Source organism: Streptomyces sp. SLBN-31 (assembly GCF_006715395.1).
Classification (GTDB): domain Bacteria; phylum Actinomycetota; class Actinomycetes; order Streptomycetales; family Streptomycetaceae; genus Streptomyces.
In genome coordinates this window covers 2,148,276-2,164,882 of sequence record NZ_VFNC01000001.1, presented here as the reverse complement: position 1 = coordinate 2,164,882, position 16,607 = coordinate 2,148,276, and the positions used below count along the sequence as shown (strand labels likewise).

The 16,607-nt window shown below is 71.1% G+C and carries 13 protein-coding genes and 2 pseudogenes; 10 read left to right on the top strand and 5 right to left on the bottom strand.

Going from position 1 to position 16,607, the window contains the following annotated elements:
• Positions 1-23 precede the first annotated feature (23 nt).
• From FBY22_RS09900 to FBY22_RS09890, 3 genes are read left to right on the top strand one after another with little or no spacing between them, the layout of a single operon-like run.
• The gene (locus FBY22_RS09900; protein ID WP_142144217.1) at positions 24-1,862 is read left to right on the top strand and encodes a LamG-like jellyroll fold domain-containing protein; all 1,839 of its coding nucleotides are present in this window, start codon (positions 24-26) and stop codon (positions 1,860-1,862) included.
• 17 nt (positions 1,863-1,879) lie between these two features.
• Positions 1,880-3,550: a histidinol-phosphatase gene (locus FBY22_RS09895; protein WP_142144216.1), complete on the top strand. Its 1,671-nt coding sequence runs from the start codon at positions 1,880-1,882 to the stop codon at positions 3,548-3,550.
• A gap of 35 nt (positions 3,551-3,585) precedes the next feature.
• Positions 3,586-4,419 (top strand): PaaX family transcriptional regulator C-terminal domain-containing protein, encoded by an 834-nt coding sequence (locus FBY22_RS09890; protein WP_142144214.1) that lies wholly within the window; start codon positions 3,586-3,588, stop codon positions 4,417-4,419.
• Here the strand turns inward: FBY22_RS09890 and FBY22_RS09885 are convergent.
• The 4 genes from FBY22_RS09885 to FBY22_RS09870 are packed head-to-tail and all read right to left on the bottom strand — an operon-like array spanning position 4,410 to position 8,200.
• Positions 4,410-4,865, bottom strand: coding sequence for a MaoC family dehydratase (locus FBY22_RS09885; RefSeq protein WP_142144212.1), 456 nt, complete (start codon positions 4,863-4,865; stop codon positions 4,410-4,412). The two genes, FBY22_RS09890 and FBY22_RS09885, sit on opposite strands and share 10 nt — an antisense overlap.
• A gap of 11 nt (positions 4,866-4,876) precedes the next feature.
• Positions 4,877-6,385, bottom strand: a complete 1,509-nt coding sequence (locus FBY22_RS09880; RefSeq protein ID WP_142144210.1) for a long-chain fatty acid--CoA ligase — start codon at positions 6,383-6,385, stop codon at positions 4,877-4,879.
• A 10-nt stretch (positions 6,386-6,395) separates the two neighbouring features.
• The gene (locus FBY22_RS09875) at positions 6,396-7,271 is read right to left on the bottom strand and encodes an amidohydrolase family protein (RefSeq protein WP_142147493.1); all 876 of its coding nucleotides are present in this window, start codon (positions 7,269-7,271) and stop codon (positions 6,396-6,398) included.
• Between the two features lie 11 nt (positions 7,272-7,282).
• Positions 7,283-8,200: an SDR family NAD(P)-dependent oxidoreductase gene (locus tag FBY22_RS09870; protein ID WP_142144208.1), complete on the bottom strand. Its 918-nt coding sequence runs from the start codon at positions 8,198-8,200 to the stop codon at positions 7,283-7,285.
• A 246-nt stretch (positions 8,201-8,446) separates the two neighbouring features.
• Here FBY22_RS09870 and FBY22_RS09865 point away from each other — a divergent pair, with 246 nt between their 5' ends.
• The 7 genes and pseudogenes from FBY22_RS09865 to FBY22_RS09835 all read left to right on the top strand — a co-directional run bounded on the left by FBY22_RS09865 (position 8,447) and on the right by FBY22_RS09835 (position 15,502).
• Entirely contained in the window at positions 8,447-8,872 is a 426-nt protein-coding gene (locus FBY22_RS09865; protein ID WP_142147491.1) for a MarR family winged helix-turn-helix transcriptional regulator, read from the top strand.
• 87 nt (positions 8,873-8,959) lie between these two features.
• Positions 8,960-10,330: a S9 family peptidase gene (locus FBY22_RS09860; RefSeq protein WP_142144205.1), complete on the top strand. Its 1,371-nt coding sequence runs from the start codon at positions 8,960-8,962 to the stop codon at positions 10,328-10,330.
• Positions 10,327-11,082 carry an IclR family transcriptional regulator gene (locus tag FBY22_RS09855; protein WP_142144203.1) on the top strand — a complete coding sequence of 252 codons (756 nt, stop codon included), beginning with the start codon at positions 10,327-10,329 and terminating at the stop codon, positions 11,080-11,082. The genes FBY22_RS09860 and FBY22_RS09855 overlap by 4 nt, the downstream gene beginning before the upstream one ends.
• A 119-nt stretch (positions 11,083-11,201) precedes the next feature.
• Positions 11,202-11,951 (top strand): annotated as a pseudogene (locus tag FBY22_RS09850) (histidine kinase dimerization/phosphoacceptor domain-containing protein); the annotation flags it as partial.
• A gap of 226 nt (positions 11,952-12,177) precedes the next feature.
• Positions 12,178-12,438: pseudogene (locus tag FBY22_RS44765) on the top strand (MMPL family transporter); the annotation flags it as partial.
• A 276-nt stretch (positions 12,439-12,714) separates the two neighbouring features.
• Positions 12,715-13,944: an Ig-like domain-containing protein gene (locus FBY22_RS09840; RefSeq protein ID WP_142144201.1), complete on the top strand. Its 1,230-nt coding sequence runs from the start codon at positions 12,715-12,717 to the stop codon at positions 13,942-13,944.
• Positions 13,945-14,116: 172 nt separating this feature from the next.
• On the top strand, positions 14,117-15,502 hold the full coding sequence (locus FBY22_RS09835; protein WP_142144199.1) for a glycoside hydrolase family 16 protein: 1,386 nt from the start codon (positions 14,117-14,119) through the stop codon (positions 15,500-15,502).
• A gap of 57 nt (positions 15,503-15,559) precedes the next feature.
• Here FBY22_RS09835 and FBY22_RS09830 read toward each other — a convergent pair whose 3' ends face one another.
• Positions 15,560-16,465: an AraC family transcriptional regulator gene (locus tag FBY22_RS09830; RefSeq protein ID WP_142144197.1), complete on the bottom strand. Its 906-nt coding sequence runs from the start codon at positions 16,463-16,465 to the stop codon at positions 15,560-15,562.
• Positions 16,466-16,607 lie beyond the last annotated feature (142 nt).

The following is a 16,607-nucleotide window of genomic DNA, read 5'->3' as shown; positions in this document are numbered from 1 at the left end:
ATGTCACATCTCACGGAGCACATGTGTGCACTTCGCATGACCACCCCCAGGGCGAGGCCGCGCAGGCCGGCGCCGGACGACGCGGTCTCCTCAGGGCCACCGCGCTGCTGGGCGCCGCCGCGGCGGCGGGGCTCGCCCTGCCGGCCGGCGCCGAGGCGGCTCCCGCGGGCGCGGGTGCCTGGCGTCCCGATACCGAGTCCCGCCGCTTCACGCTCGCGGTGATGCCGGACACCCAGTACCTCTTCGACGGGCCCAGCATCGACAAGGCGCCGGTGGAGGCCTCGCTGCGGTATCTGCTGGAGCAGGGCGGCGAATCCGGCGAGAACATCGTCTTCCTCTCCCACCTGGGCGACCTCACGCAGAACGGCGCACAGGCCGAAGTCGCCGCGATCGGCGAGGCGTTCGGGCTGCTGGACCGGCGGGGCGTGGGCTACAGCGTCCTGGCGGGCAACCACGACGTGAAGTCCTCGTCGGACGACCAGCGCGGCCCGACGCCGTACCTGGACGCGTTCGGGCCGCGGCGCTTCAAGGGCAGGCCGACGTTCGGCGGGGCCTCCGCGGACGGCTACAACACCTACCACCTGTTCCGGGCGGCGGGCCGCGAGTGGATGGTCCTCGCGCTGGACTGGCGGCTGTCGGACAAGGGTTACGCCTGGGCGAAGGACGTGCTCGCCGCCCACCCGAGGACGCCGGTCATCCTCACCACGCACGAACTCGTGGTAGCCGACGACCAGTTGTCGACCTACGGACAGCAACTGTGGGACCGGCTGATCGCGGACCACGACCAGGTCTTCCTCACCCTCAACGGCCACTACTGGCCGGCGGCCCGCGCGACCCGCAAGAACGCGGCCGGCCACGACGTGCTCCTGCACCTCACCAACTACCAGAACCGCTACTTCGGCGGGGCGGCGATGATCCGCCTGTACCGCTTCGACCTCGACCGGGGCGTCATCGACGTGGAGACGGTCTCCCCGTGGATTCTCGGCCGGGCCGGGAAGGGCCTGAACGAGCTGGAGCGGCAGGAGATCGAGCTGAGCGGCGACGCCGACCGCTTCTCGGTGGAGATCGACTTCGCCGACCGGTTCTCCGGCTTCGCCCCCGTGCCGGCCCGTGCGGCGCGGCCGGTGTCGAGGATGCTGGTCCCGGGCACGGTCGCCTACTGGCGGTTCGAGTCACCCGTCGCCGACACCGTCCGCGACCTGTCGGGACAGGGCAACGACCTCGCCCTCGTCACCGTGGGCGGCGGTTCGCTCGGCTGGTCGGCCGACCACCATCCCGACCAACCCGGCCACGGCAGCCTGGAGTTCCAGGGCTTCAAGTCGCCCCTGAAGGGCGCGTACCTGCGGACGGTCGACGCCGCTCCGCTCAACTCGTCGACATTCACGGGCGGTTACACCATCGAGGCGTTCTACCGCCTGCCCGCCGACTGGGACCCGGACCATCACGCCTGGTCCGGCATCGTCGGCCGCACCGGTACGGGCGGCGCGGCCGGCAAGACCGGCGACGACCCCGACGAGCCGCTCGCCACCCTGTCCCTGTCCAACGACCGCGAACCGCAGTGGGCGATGCGCCCGCTCAACCAGCAGGGCATCGCCACCAACTGGGGCCAGGAGACGCCCCTGGAGACCTGGTGGCATCTGGCGGTCGTCAACGACGGCAGGCACACCACGCTGTACGTAGAGGGCTGCCCGGTCGTCCGCAACCCCAAGGCACCCGCGGTCGGCATCGCCTCGGTCGGACGGCCGTGGCTGCTGGGCGGCTACGAGTACGCCGGGAAGATCGACCAGATCCTGCACGGCCGCCTCGGCGACGTCCGCGTCGTGTCGCGGGCGCTGCCCGTCACCTCCTTCATGAACCACTGACCGCACAGGGACCGAAGATGACCGAGCAGCAGCTGCCCGCCTGGGCCGACCCGTCCGTCTCCCCCGCCCGCCTCGACGCCCAGGGGGTGTCGAGACGCGGACTCCTGCGCCGCGCGGGCCTGTTCGGCGCCGCCTTCGCCCTCGGGTCGGCGGCGACGCCCGCACTGGCCTCCCCGCGAGGTGGCTTCGGCGGCGAGGACCCCCGTCTGGCCTACCTCGTCGGCGACCACCATGTGCACTCCGTCTACAGCCACGACGCCAAGTACACGTTCTCCCAGCAGGCGCGGGCCGCGGCGAAGTACGGGCTGGACTGGATGGTGTTCAACGAGCACTCCAACTTCGGGCACGCCTCCTACGGGGCGAAGCTGGAGCACGCCGAGATCCTCAAGGCCCGCGCGGAGAACCCGCGTCAGCTGATCTTCCAGGGCCTGGAGTGGTACATCCCGGCCGCCGAGCACTGCACGGTGTTCGCGGCACCCGGCCCCCACGAGACCGACCTGCTCACCCGGTTCGAGCTGGCCTACGACGGCAAGCTGCTGGGCTACACCGAGGGCTCCGCGGACGCCGCCGACACCGCCCGCAACGAGGCCCATGCGGTCAAGGCGGTCAAGTGGCTGGCGGAACAGCGCCGTTCGGGCTACGTCGACGACGTCCTCGTCCTCGCCAACCACCCCCTGCGCCTGGGGATCGACTCCCCGCACGAGATGCGCAACTGGCGGGACGCGGCCCCTGAGATCATGGTCGGCATGGAGGGCGCGCCCGGCGCCCAGGGCGCGGCCATACCCGGCCGGCGCGGCAGCACCTCCATCCGCGGCGAGTACGAGAACAAGCCGACCGCACAGTCCTGGGCGGGCTATCCTGCGGACGCGTTCCTCACGTACGGCGGCTTCGACTGGGCGACGGCGACGGTCGGCGGCCTGTGGGACTCGATGCTGGCCGAGGGCCGCCTGTTCACGATCACCACCAACTCCGACAACCACCGCACGGTCTTCGACACCTGGAAGAACGGCGACTGGCCGGCCGGGCAGAACTTCGACAACACCGGCAAGCTGCCCGACCCGGTGAACACCGACACCCCCCAGCCCGGAAGCGACTTCTGGCCGGGCGAGTTCAGCCGCACCCACGTCGGCGTGACCCGCTACGGCTACCGCGCCGTGATGGCGGGCCTGCGCGCGGGCCGGGTCTGGCTGGACCACGGGCACCTGCTGGACGGGCTGGACGTCCGGCTGAAGCGGGACTGCGACGCCGGCCGGGGCGTCACACTCGGCGGCCGGCTCCGCGTCCGCGAGGGCGAGAGGATCACGCTGTACGTCACCGTCACGTCGGCGTCCCGCGCCAACGGGGAGGGCATCGTGCCCGAGTTGGCGCACGTGGACGTCATCCGGGGCGCGGTGCGCGGCCCGGTCACCGACCGGGACACCTGGCGGGCGCCGGACACCAGGGTCGTACAGACGAGGGACGTCTCCGGCCGCAAGGGGACGTACACCCTGCGCGTCCCGCTCACCGCCGGGGACGAGTCTTTCTACGTCCGGCTGCGCGGCAGCGACGGCAACCGGCACGGCGCGGGCTACCTGGGCGCCGCCGTCGACCCGAACGGCCCGGTTCCGCACGAGCCCGGGAACGGCGACCCGTGGGCGGACACGTGGTTCTACTCGAACCCGATCTTCGTACACGTGGCAGGTGGCTGAGCCGCACTGATCGATGACGTCGTACCGTGGGCCGCATGAACGGTGAGGAATCGTCCTTGCGGCCCCAGTCCCTGCTGCTGACGTTCCTGGGCGACCAGGTGCTCGGGCGGGACGTGTGCGTGTACTCCGGCAGCGTCATCGACGTCTTCGAGCGCGCCGGGATCGGCGAGCAGGCGACCCGCTCGACGCTGACCCGGATGGTCAAGCGCGGCCTGCTGCGGCGCCAGCGCGAGGGGCGGCGGATGTACTTCGGACTGACCGAGCACTCCACGGCGGTGCTGCGGGACGGCGAGCACCGCATCTGGCAGGCCGGGGCCGTCAACCGCGACTGGGACGGCACCTGGACCCTCCTCGGCTTCTCCCTCCCGGAGTCCTGGCAGCGCCAGCGCCACGATCTGCGCTCCAAGCTCACCTGGAGCGGCTTCGGCCCCCTGTTCAGCGGCCTGTGGATCGCCCCGGGGGAGGTCGACGTCTCGGAACTGGTCTCCGAGCTCGGTCTCTCCGCCCACGTCAAGGTCTTCCGCGCGCACGCCGACGCCGGCATGGACATCGGCGCGATGATCGAGGAGACCTGGGAACTGGCGGAACTTGCGGCGCGCTACGCGGAGTTCGTACGGCGCTGGCAGCCCTGGGAGACCGGCTCGCCCGAGGCCGAGGAGGCCCTCGTGCTGCGCCTGCGCCTGCAGGCCGAGTGGCTCCAGATCATCCGCCGCGACCCGCGCCTGCCGGTCAAGCACCTGCCGGACGACTGGCCGGCGGAGCAGGCCGAGAAGACGTTCCGCGCGGTCCACGACCGGCTGACGCCCCTGGCGCGGGACGCCGCGACCCGCCTTCTCGACCTGGTGCCGGTGCGCCCGGATCAGACGTAGAACCGCGACAGGCTCTGCAGCACCGCCGCCGGCTTCGCTCCGCCCTCGATCTCGATCGTGCCGTCGACGGTGATCTGTACGCCGCCCGGCACCTCTTCCACCTCCGCCAGCCGGCCGGCCAGCCGGATCCGGGATCCCACCTTCACCGGGGAGGGGAAACGGACCTTGTTGAGGCCGTAGTTGACCTTCGTCGTGACGCCCTGGACGTCCAGGAGCTCGGTGAACAGGGGGATGAAGAGGGAGAGGGTGAGGTAGCCGTGGGCGATGGGGGCGCCGAAGGGGCCCTTCGCGGCCTTCTCCGGGTCCACGTGGATCCACTGGTGGTCGCCGGTGGCGTCGGCGAAGGTGTCGATGCGCTCCTGGGTGACCTCGATCCATTCGCTGGTGCCCAGGTCGCTGCCCGCGAGCTTCTTCAGTTCCTCGACGCCGTTGACGGTGACGCTCATGTAGCTTTCCTTCACTGGGAGTCGGTGCCGTAGCGCTTGCGCACACGGGACTTGAGGAGTTTTCCGGAGGCGGTGCGCGGGAGTTCGTCCGCGAGGACCACCGACTTCGGGATCTTGTACTTGGCGAGGCGGCCGGCCAGGGCGGCCAGCACCTCGTCGGGGTCGATCGAGGCGCCCTCACGCGGCACGACGACCGCCCGCGGCACCTCGCCCCACTTGTCGTCCGGCACGCCGATGACCGCGCACTCGACGATGTCCGGGTGGGCGAGGAGCTGGTCCTCGATCTCGGCCGGGTAGACGTTCTCTCCGCCGGAGATGATCATGTCCTTGATGCGGTCGACGATGAAGACGTATCCGTCCTCGTCGACCCGGGCCGCGTCCCCGCTGCGGAACCAGCCGTCGGCGAAGGAGGCGGCCGTCTCCTCGGGCAGCCCCCAGTAGCCGGGCATGACGTGCGGTCCGCGGACCACGACCTCGCCGGTCTCGTCGACGTCCACCGGGGTGAAGTCCGGCCGCACCACCCGGACATCGCTGAAGAAGTGCGGAACGCCCGCCGAGCCGGCCTTGCCGACCGCGTGTTCCGCGTCGAGGAACAGGGTGCCGGGCGAGGCCTCCGTCATGCCGTAGCCCTGGAGGAAGGTGAGTCCGCGTTCCTGGTAGGCGGCGATCAGCGGGCTCGGCACCGGGGAGCCGCCGCAGGTCAGGATGCGCAGCGAGGAGAGGTCCGCGGACGGCCAGCGGGGATGGCGGGCCACCTGCTCGAACATCGTCGGCACCCCGAACATGAAGGTGATCCGGTGTTCCTCGATCAGGTCGAAGGTGGCCTCCGGGTCGAAGGCCTCCACCAGGACGCAGCTGCCGCCCTTGAGCAGCACCGGCAGGGTCAGCATGTTCAGGCCGGCCGTGTGGAACAACGGCGCGGAGACCAGGGCGCGTTCGTCGGCGATCAGGTCGGTGTCGACCAGGACGTTGACGGCGTTCCAGGTGAGATTGCCGTGCGTGAGCATGGCGCCCTTGGGGCGGCCGGTCGTCCCCGAGGTGTACATGATGATGCAGGTGTCGTCGGGGAGCACCGGTTCGTCGACCGGTTCGCACGAGGCGGCGGCCACGGCCTCCTCGTACTCCGCGCCCACCTCGATGTACGTACGTACGTCCGTGTCGCCCGGCAGTCCGGCGACCAGGCCGGCGTGCGAGGGGCCGTAGACGAGTGCCTTCGCGCCCGAGTCGGCGAGCTGGAAGGCGATCTCCGGGCCGGCGAGGCGGGTGTTGAGCGGGACGAAGACCGCGCCGAGCGTGCCCGCCGCGAACAGGGTCTCCAGGTAGGAGGGATGGTTCGGGCCGAGGTAGGCGATGCGGTCGCCGCGGCGCACCCCGCGGGCACGCAGAGCGTGGGCCAGACGGGTGGTGCGCTCGTACAGCCGGGCGTACGTGAGCGGGGTGCCGCCGTGGATCAGGGCGGTGCGGTGCGGGGTCTTGCGGGCCCGGCGTGCGGGCCACGAGCCCAGTCCCTCGTTGCGCATCTACGGCCCCTTACGGCTTGGTGAGCCCGAGCAGGCGGGCGGCGTTCTCCTTCAGGATCCTCGGCCTCACCTCGTCCTTGATCGACAGCTTGCCGAAGTCGGCGAGCCAGCGGTCGGGGGTCAGGACGGGGAAGTCGGAGCCGAAGAGGACCTTGTCCTTCAGCAGCGTGTTCGCGTACTGCACGAGCTGCGGCGGGAAGTACTTCGGCGACCAGCCGGACAGGTCGATGTGCACGCCCGGCTTGTGCGTGGCGACGGCGAGGGCCTCGTCCTGCCAGGGGAAGGACGGGTGCGCCAGGATGATCTTCAGGTGCGGGAAGTCGGCGGCCACGTCGTCGACGTGGAGCGGGTTGGAGTACTTCAGGCGGATGCCGCCCCCGCCGGGGACGCCGGCGCCGATGCCGGTCTGGCCGGTGTGGAAGAGGGCGATGGTGCCCGTCTCCTCGATCACCTCGTACAGGTCGTACGCCACCGAGCGGTCGTTGGGGAAGAAGCCCTGGATGCTGGGGTGGAACTTGAAGCCCTTGACCCCGTACTCCTCGACCAGGCGGCGGGCCTGCTTCACGCCCGCCCGCCCGCGGAAGGGGTCGATGGAGGCGAATGGGATGAGGACGTCAGCGTTGGCGGCCGCGGCCTCGGCGACCTCCTCGTTCGGGACGGGCGCGGTGCCGGTGGCGGACTCGGCGTCCACCGTGAAGATCACGGCGGCCATCTTCCGCTCGCGGTAGTGGGCGGCCGTCTCTTCCAGGGTCGGCTTCCGCTTGCCCTCCACCTTGAAGTAGGCGGAGGAGGCGTCGTGCAGGTCGTCGTCAAGGGAGGAGTGGCCCTTGGAGGAGACCTCCGCGTGGGTGTGGACGTCGATCGCGACCAGGTCGTCGACGTTCATCGAGGGGGACATCACGCCTCCGGGAACTTGGGCACCGGGATGCCGACCGACTGGAGTTCGGCGCCGACCGAGGTGGGGAAGGCGTCGGCCAGCGTGTCGGGGGTCCAGCCGCCGTCGGCGTACGCCGTCCTGATCTCCTGCGGATGCGACCAGAGTGCCACCTTGTCGCCGCCGATGCCGATGGCCTGTCCGGTGATGGAGCGGGCCGCCTCGGAGGCGAGGAACGGGACGAGGGCCGCACAGTCCTCGGGGGTGCCGAAGCCCTCGCCCTTACGGAGGAAGGCCGGGAGCGGCTCGCCGTTCCTCATGGCCTCGATGTACGGGGCGAAGGCGGGGATGGTCTCGGTCATGGCGGTGGCGGCGACCGGCACGATCGCGTTGACGGTGATGCCCGCCCGGCCCAGCTCCATCGACCAGGTGCGGGCCATGGCGGCGATGCCGGCCTTGGATGCGGCGTAGTTCGTCTGCCCGAAGTTGCCGCGCTGGCCGGCCGGGGAGCCGACCAGGATCAGGGTGCCGCCCTCGCCCTGCTCGCGCATGCGGACGGCGGCGGCCCGGGCGCAGGTGAAGGTGCCCTTGAGGTGGGTGGTGACGACCGCGTCGAAGTCCTCGTCGGTCATCTTCCACAGCACCTTGTCGCGCAGGATGCCCGCGTTGGTGACCAGGATGTCGAGCCGGCCGAACTCTTCGACGGCCCGGTTCACCAGCCCCTCGGCGGCCTGTGACGTTCCGACCGGGACGACCTCGGCGACGGCCGTGCCGCCCGCCTCGGCGATGGACTTCACGGCCGCCTCGGCCACGGCCTCGTCGACGTCGTTGACGACCACGGACGCGCCGTGGGCGGCCAGGGCGTGCGCGTAGGCGAGGCCGAGGCCCCGGCCGCTGCCGGTGACGACGGCGACCTTGCCGGTGAGATCGATGCTGGGCACGGGTGGGTCCCTTCACGAGCTGATGCGGGTGGTGCGGCTGATGTGCTGGTGCGGTTGGTGCGGCCGTACGACGCCGGCCGCCGCTCCGAGATCGAAGCTAAGAGCAATAATTGTTGACGTCAATAGTTGTTGGCGACCCACAGGTGCGACATGCTGGAATCATCACGACGCATCGAGCACCGGGAGCCCGCCATCACACGCCAGCACGTCACGAACCCGAGCCCCATCGACGCGGACGAGCCGTGGATGCGCGGACTGCACGCGGACACGGGCTACCTGCTGTACCGCCTGGGTCTGCGCTCGGGTCAGTTGTTCAACACGTTCCTGCAGGAGTCCGGGCTGCGCCTGCGCCACTACGCGGTGCTGCGCTTCCTGGCCGGTTCCGAGGGCGCCCTGCAGCGGGAGCTGAGCACCCGCCTCGGCTACGACCCGAGCGCGATCGTCGGCCTGGTCGACGACCTGGAGAAGCTCGGTTTCGCCGAGCGCCGCCCCTCCCCCGACGACCGGCGAAGCCGGATCGTCGTCCTCACCGCCGAGGGCCGCGCCTTCCTCCGGGACACCGACGAGGCGGGCCTGCGCGTGACGAACGACCTGCTGGGCCCCCTGGACCCGGCCGAGCGGGAGACGCTGCACACTCTGCTCCTGCGGATCGCGGAGGACGGACTCGGCTGAGATGTTGTGCAAGTTGTTGACTGCCGACTTGTAAGTGCCTAACTTCACCGGGGCCTCGTCCCGCACTCCCCCACGGAAGGGACCCCCGTGAAGACCCGCACCTGCCTCGCCGCACTGACCCTCACCCTGAGCGCGGCCACCGCCCTGCCCGCCCGGGCGGCGACCGACACCCACCTCTCGGGCGAACTCCCCTCGGGCGCCGCGTACTTGATGGACGTTCCGGCCGCCTGGAACGGCACCGTGCTGCTCTACAGCCACGGCTACACCCCCGCCGGAGTCCCCAACCCGGCCCAGAACGCGCCCGGTTCGGGCACCCGGACCAAACTCCTCGCCGAGGGCTACGCGCTCATCGGCTCCTCGTACGCCACCACGGGCTGGGCGGTGACGGACGCCGTGCCCGACCAACTGGCCACGCTGGACCTCTTCACCCGGAAGTTCGGACAGGCGCGGCGCACCCTGGCCTGGGGCACCTCCTACGGCGGCTTCGTCACGACCACCCTCGCCGAACGGCACGCCGACCGCTTCGACGGCTCACTGTCGATGTGCGGGCTGGTCCAGGGCGGGGTGGCCAACTGGAACAGCACCCTGGACCCCGCCTTCGCGCTGCGCACGCTGCTCGCGCCCGGCGAGGACATCCCGCTCACCGGGTTCGCCGACCAGGCATCCGCGGCCGCCGCCGCGAAGTCGCTCACCTCGAAGACCGCCGCGGCCCAGCGGACGCCCGCAGGGCGTGCACGCATCGCCCTCGCCGCCGCCCTGCACAACATCCCCGGTTACAACGACGCCTCGCAGACCGAACCCGGCCCGACCGACTGGAACGCCCAGGAGGCCGGCCAGTACACGGCGGTCAACGGGCTGCTGCAACTGCCCGCCTTCAGCTGGCGGCAGGAGGCCGAGAGCCGGGCGGGCGGCAACATGTCCTGGAACAACGGCGTCGACTACACGTCGATGCTGGGCCGCTCCCCCCTGTACAAAGAGGTGACCGAGCTCTACAAGGAGGCGGGACTGTCCTTGCGCACCGACCTCGCGGCCCTCGCCACCGCGCCCCGGATCTCCGCCGACCCCTCGGCCGTACGGTGGATGCGGCACACCAGCGTGTTCGGCGGCCGTCTCACCGACCCCCAGCTGGACATCCACACCACCGGCGACGCCCTGATCCCGGTGCAGGCGGAGAGCGCCTACCGCCGGGCGGCCGGCGCGGCGGGCCGGGGTCACCTCCTCGGCCAGGCCTACGTCGACGGGCCCGGGCACTGCGCCTTCACCGACGGCGAGATGCTCGGCGCCCTGCACACCCTGGAACACCGGCTGGACACCGGCCGCTGGGACGCCTCGGCGGGCACGCTCAACGCCCGCGCGGCGCAGGAGGACCCGGCGAGCGAACCGCGGTATGTGACATACCACCCGGCCGCCTACCCCCGCCCCTACGACCTCGCCCACCCGGGAGACGCCCGGCCATGACCCTGCGCTCCGCCCCCGACCGGCTGCTGTCCGTCCTCGCCGCGTTCGACCACGAACACCCGGCGCTGTCCCTGACGGACATCAGCCGGCGGGCCGCGCTGACCCTCACCACCGCACACCGGCTGGTGGCCGCCCTGACGGAGTGGGGCGCCCTGGAGCGGGACGCGTCCGGTGTCTACCAGGTCGGGCTCCGGCTGTGGGAGGTCGCGGCACTCGCCCCGCGCGGGCTGGGCCTGCGGCAGATCGCGCTGCCGTACCTGGAGGACCTGTACGAGGCGACGCACGAGAACGTGCAGCTGGCGGTGCGGGACGGGTCGGAGGTGGTCTACATCGAGTGGATCTCGGGGCGTTCGGCCGTCGGCGTGCACATCCGGGTGGGGGCGCGCTGGCCGCTGCACGCCACCGGCGTCGGGCTCGCGCTGCTGGCGCACGCGGGCCAGGAGGCGCAGGAGGAGTACTGCGCGGCCCCGCTCGCCCGCTTCACGCCGTACACCGTCACCGATCCGGCGAAGCTGCGGCGGGTGCTGGCCGAGGTGCGCCGCACGGGTGTCGCGGTGAGCGCCAGGCAGGTCACCGAGGACGCCCTGTCGGTGGCCGCCCCCGTGCGCGGGCCGGGCGGGGCGGTGGCCGCCGCGGTGTCCGTGGTGGTACCGCAGGCCGACGCACAGGTCCCGGTGCTGGTACCGGCCGTACGGCTCGCGGCCCGCGGGATATCGCGGGCCCTGGGGTGGCGTCCGCCGAAGGAGCCGTAGGGCGCCGGAAGGAGCCGTAGGGCCCAGAAGGAAGCCCCTTCGAATATCCCTCTCGCCGGTGAGGCCGGCGGCCGGGTGTGCTCGGGATACTGGGACCGCCCTGTTCGGAGGAGCCGCCCATGTCCCCGCAGTCCTGGCCCGGGCGGGTGGTCGCGCGGCTGCGCACGGCCGACCCGTACGTCGTCGACACCGCTCTCGCCGCGCTCGTGCTGTTCGCCGTCTCCCTGCAGTGGCTCTTCCCCGACGAGGGCGACGACCCGCTGTCCTGGCAGGGCTGGCTGCTGGGTGCCGCGACGGCGGTGCCGCTGGTGTGGCGGCGCCGGGCGCCGTTCGCGACCGCGTGGGTCGTGTCCGCGGCCACGCCCGCTATGGCCGTCTACCACGCGCCGCCGCCGGACGTGGTGTGGGGCGGACTGGTCGTCCTCTACACGGTCGCCGCCCTCTCACCGCCGTGGCAGCGGCGGCTGATGCTGGTGGGCTGGCTGGTCGGGGCCACCCTCACCATGCAGCACAAGGAGCACGCCCGGCCCTTCGAGTACGCCTTCCACCTGCTGACGATCCTGTGCGCGTACGGGCTGGGCACGATGGCCCGGGACCGGCGCGCCCACACGGAGGCGGTCGAGGACCGGGCCCGGCGCCTGGAGCGGGAGCGGGCCGCCGACACCGCGCGGGCCATCGCCGAGGAGCGGTCCCGGATCGCCCGGGACATGCACGACGTCCTCGCGCACGCGGTGAGCCTGATGGTGGTGCAGGCGGAGGCCGGACCGGTCGTGGTACGCAGCGATCCCCGGCGCGCGGAGGCGTCCTTCGACGCCATCGCGGCGGCCGGGCGGGACGCGATGGCGCAGCTGCGGCGGATCCTCGGCGTCCTCAAGGAGGAGCAGGCGAACGGCACTTCGCCGCAGCCCGCGGTGGCGGGTGTGCCCGCGCTCGTCCGCCGGGTCTCCGAAACCGCGGGCCTGCGGGTGGAGTTGCGTTCGAGGGGCGAGCCGCGGCCGCTTCCGGCGGATGCCGAGGTCGCCGCCTACCGGGTGACGCAGGAGGCGCTGACCAACACGGTGAAACACGCCTACGCTTCCCGTGCGACGGTCGAAACTGCTGGCCGTCGTCTTCGGCGCGTTCATGACGGGCGGCTTCTCACCCATCCTGCAGATCGGACTCGGCCTGACCCTGGCGGTCCTCATCGACGCGACGCTCGTACGGATGCTGCTGGTCCCGGCGACGATGGCGCTGCTGGGCCGCCGGGCGTGGTGGGCGCCGAGGCCGTTGCACCGGGCGTACGAGCGGTTCGGGCTCGGCGAGGAGGCCCCGGCCCCGAAGGCGGCGGTCGTGGGGACCGGGTCCCGGACTCCGTGACGGCAGGTCGCGTGCCCACTCGCCCGAGCGAGGGAGATCTTCGGACTGGCCCCGGCGGTCGCGGACCTCTGCTCGGAGCGGGTGCGGCGACGGGCGAGGCGGCCGCGGCGACGTACCTCTTCGAGGAGCTCGCCACCGGCCCGACGGATGCGTGTGGGTCGGCCCCGGCCGCTCCTCACCGGAATCTCAGGGAGCGGCCCGGAAATTCAAAGGATCAGCACATCCGCGCGGCGCAGGATGCACCCGGAAAAGGTGGATATCCCAGGAAGGCCTGACGTGGGCGTCTCGCACATATCGAACCGGTCGGAGCGGCAGTCGCACAGGTGGTCCCGGCGCGGGCTGCTCGGTGCGCTCGGCGTGGCGCCGGCCGCGGTCCTGACCGCGTGCAGCGGCTCGGCGGGCGCGTCGGAGGGCACGGCGAAGGCGTCCGCGTCCGCCGCTGCGAAGAAGCCCGTCGTCTCGGTCACGCCCGCCGACGGCACCCTCAAGGCCGACTTCTCCAGCCCCGTCGAGGTCACCGTGACCGACGGCACGCTGGTCTCGGTGAAGGTCACCGGCAACGACGGCTCCACGCTGGCCGGTTCCCTCGACGAGGCCAGGACGAAGTGGACGTCGGAGAGGAACCCGTACTCGGGCACGAAGTACACGGTCACGGCCACCCCGGAGGGCGCCTCCGCGCAGACGGCGAGCTTCACCACCCGATCGCCCGGTGAGACCTTCGTCGGATACTTCACGCCCGAGGCGGGTTCGACCTCGGGAGTCGGCATGCCCGTGTCGATCAACTTCACGCACGCCGTGAAGGACCGGGCCGCCGTCCAGAAGGCCATCACCGTCACCGCGGAGCCCGCGGTCGAGGTGGTCGGCCACTGGTTCGGTGACACCCGGCTCGACTTCCGTCCGGAGACCTACTGGGCGGCCGGCACGAAGATCACGCTCAGCCTGCGTCTGAAGGACGTGGAGGGCACGGACGGCGTCTACGGCGTCCAGCACAAGGACGTCACCTTCCGCATCGGCCGGGAGCAGATCAGCACGGTCGACCTGTCGAGGAAGGAGATGACGGTCCGGCGGGCCGGCGAGACGATCGCCACCTACCCGGTCTCCGGCGGCAACGCCCAGCACACCACCTGGTCCGGGATCATGGTCATCAGCGAGCGGTTCAAGCAGACCCGCATGGAGTCCTCGACGGTCGGGCTCGGCGACGAGTACGACATCTCCGACGTGCCGCACGCCCAGCGCCTGACCACCTCCGGCACCTTCGTGCACGGCAACTACTGGGCGTCGACCTCGGTGTTCGGCCACCAGAACACCAGCCACGGCTGCGTGGGCCTGCACGACGCCAAGGGCGCGAGCGATCCTTCCGTGGACGGTTACAAGTTCTACGAGTCCTCGATGCTCGGCGACGTCGTCATCGTGAAGAACTCCGGCGAGAGGACGGTCGATCCGGCCAACGGCCTCAACGGGTGGAACCTGTCGTGGGCCGAGTGGAAGGCCGGGAGCGCGGTTTAGCACGATTACGTCGTTCAGAGTGTGAACTTCCGCGCCCCGATGGGACTTTCCTTGCTTTAACTCTTGACGACCCGGGTGACGGGGAGCACATTGGGCCCACTTTGAGAGCGCTCTCAACCGCGTTCCCAACGGTACCCGCAGCCCTTCACCCGTACCCGGGAGGCACCCCCCAATGAGTGCAACCTCCGGCATGCCCAGACGGCGACACGCGCTCGTCGCCGCCCTCAGCACGCTCGGCTTGGCGGCCGTGCTGGCCACGGCCGCCACCCAGTCTGCCGACGCCTCCGCGCCCACGCCCCCGTCCGGCTGGACGCAGGTGTTCGCCGACGACTTCAACGGCTCGGCCGGCACCGGCGTCAATACCTCCAACTGGCTGTACGACACCGGGACTTCGTACCCCGGTGGCGCCGCCAACTGGGGCACAGGCGAAGTCGAGACGATGACCAACAGCACCAGCAACGTCGCACTCGACGGCAGCGGCAACCTGAAGATCACGCCGCTGCGCGACGGGGCCGGCAAGTGGACGTCGGGCCGCATCGAGACCAACCGCACCGACTTCCAGCCCCCGGCCGGCGGCAAGTTGCGCGTTGAGGCACGCATCCAGATGCCCAACGTCACCGGCAACGCGGCCGCCGGCTACTGGCCCGCGTTCTGGATGCTGGGCGCCCCCTACCGGGGCAACTACCAGAACTGGCCGAGCGTCGGCGAGCTCGACATCATGGAGAACGTCAACGGCATCAACAAGACCTGGGCCACCATGCACTGCGGGACGGCCTCGGGCGGCCCCTGCAACGAGACGACGGGCCTGGGCAATTCGACCGCCTGTCCCAACTCCACCTGTCAGTCCGGCTTCCACACCTACACCATGGAGTGGGACCGCTCGGCCGGCCCGGAGGCGATCCGCTTCTACGTCGACGGCGTCAACTACCAGACGGTGACGTCGAACCAGGTGGACGCCACCACCTGGAACAACGCCACCAACCATGGCTTCTTCATCATCCTGAACGTGGCGATGGGCGGCGGCTTCCCCGCGGCCTTCGGCGGCGGGCCGACCAGTGCGACGGAGCCCGGCCACCCGATGCTGGTGGACTACGTCCAGGTGCTGTCGTCCGGTGGTGGCGGTACCACTCCCCCGCCGACCGGCAACCGGGACGCCTACAGCGCCATCCAGGCGGAGTCCTTCGACAGCCAGTCGGGCGTCACCACCGAGGCCACCTCGGACACCGGCGGCGGCCAGGACGTCGGATACATCGCGAACGGTGACTGGGCCCTCTACAAGGGCGTCAACTTCGGTTCCACGGCGGCCAAGCAGTTCTACGCCCGGGTGGCCAGCGGCGCCGCGTCCGGGGTCAGCGGTCTGGTCCAGGTCCGCCTGGACAGCGCCACCAGCACCCCCATCGGCAGCTTCGCCGTCGGCAACACGGGCGGCTGGCAGTCCTGGACGACGGTCCCGGCCAACATCAGCTCGGTCACGGGCACGCACGACGTCTATCTGACCTTCAGCAGCGGCCAGCCGGCGGACTTCGTGAACGTGAACTGGTTCGACTTCGGGCACTGACACCGCCCGGTACCGGCGAGGGGCTTCACGCGCGGCGTGAAGCCCCTCCTTCGCGTCTCACCGCAGCTCCGCCCGGAACGCCGCCGGTGTCAGCTCCGTGTGCTGCTGGAAGAACTTGGAGAAGTTCGCCGCGTCGGGGAAGCCGATCGCCGCGCCCACCCGGCCGATCGGCATGTCCGTGTGGGCGAGGAGGCGCTTGGCCTCCAGGATCACGCGTTTGTCGATGAAGCCCTTCGGGGTCTCGCCGGTGGCGGCACGGACCGCGCGGACCAGGGTGCGGCGGGAGTAACCGAGGGAGTCGGCATAGCCGCTGACGCTGTGGTTGGTGGCGAAGCCCTTCTCCACGGCGTCGCGGAAGCGGGTGAAGGTGGTGTCCGACTGGAGGCGGGCCGCCTCGGCGGAGCTGGCCGCCAGATGGGCGAGACGGATGAGGAACGCCGTGAGGGAGTGGCGCAGTACGGCGGTGTGCAGGCTCGGCGGCAGGCTCTCGGTGTCCTCGTACTCGCGGGCGAGCTGGGCGAGGGCCGAGCGGAGGCCGGCCAGCCGGGACGCGTCGGGGCTGAGCAGCGGCGGGAGGTCGTAGCGGTAGAGGCCGGTGGCCTCCACGGTGGCGCGCGGCAGGAAGCCGGGCTGCATGGTCAGCACGGTTCCGCAGTACTCGCTCGTGCGGGAGAAGCGGTGGACCTGGCCGGGGCGGATCCACAGCAGGTCGCCGGCGTTCGCCTCGTACTCGGCGAAGTCGATCATGTGGCGGACCGGGCCGGCGTCGAAGAGCATCACGACATGGAAGTCGATGCGGTGGACACGATGCAGGGGGGCGTCGGCGTGCCATGTGCGGTCGGTTCCCATCGGGCCCACCTGCATCCCGACGCCCCGCACGCTCAGCTCGACCGGGAAGGGGAACGTTCTGATCCCGTCCACCTCGCCGTCGCCGTCTCCGCCTTGGATGCTTCTGTCCGCCATGTCCCTCTACCGCCGCCCAGCTGCTGCTTCCGGTGTCCCACTTTCACCACAGGCTGGCACACGAGGACCTTCCCTCGTAAAAGTCAGACTTTTAAGTTTGAACGGGTCAGGCCAGCAATCCCACTCAGATCGAGGATTTCTT

What these genes read in the sequence shown, in the direction of transcription:
- FBY22_RS09880 (WP_142144210.1), bottom strand. Translation starts at nt 6,385, where the DNA reads ATGCGCAACGAGGGACTGGGCTCGTGGCCCGCACGCCGGGCCCGCAAG.
- FBY22_RS09885 (WP_142144212.1), bottom strand. Translation starts at nt 4,865, where the DNA reads ATGAGCGTCACCGTCAACGGCGTCGAGGAACTGAAGAAGCTCGCGGGC.
- FBY22_RS09835 (WP_142144199.1), top strand. Translation starts at nt 14,117, where the DNA reads ATGAGTGCAACCTCCGGCATGCCCAGACGGCGACACGCGCTCGTCGCC.
- FBY22_RS09890 (WP_142144214.1), top strand. Translation starts at nt 3,586, where the DNA reads ATGAACGGTGAGGAATCGTCCTTGCGGCCCCAGTCCCTGCTGCTGACG.
- FBY22_RS09855 (WP_142144203.1), top strand. Translation starts at nt 10,327, where the DNA reads ATGACCCTGCGCTCCGCCCCCGACCGGCTGCTGTCCGTCCTCGCCGCG.
- FBY22_RS09875 (WP_142147493.1), bottom strand. Translation starts at nt 7,271, where the DNA reads ATGAACGTCGACGACCTGGTCGCGATCGACGTCCACACCCACGCGGAG.
- FBY22_RS09895 (WP_142144216.1), top strand. Translation starts at nt 1,880, where the DNA reads ATGACCGAGCAGCAGCTGCCCGCCTGGGCCGACCCGTCCGTCTCCCCC.
- FBY22_RS09865 (WP_142147491.1), top strand. Translation starts at nt 8,447, where the DNA reads ATGCGCGGACTGCACGCGGACACGGGCTACCTGCTGTACCGCCTGGGT.
- FBY22_RS09830 (WP_142144197.1), bottom strand. Translation starts at nt 16,465, where the DNA reads ATGGCGGACAGAAGCATCCAAGGCGGAGACGGCGACGGCGAGGTGGAC.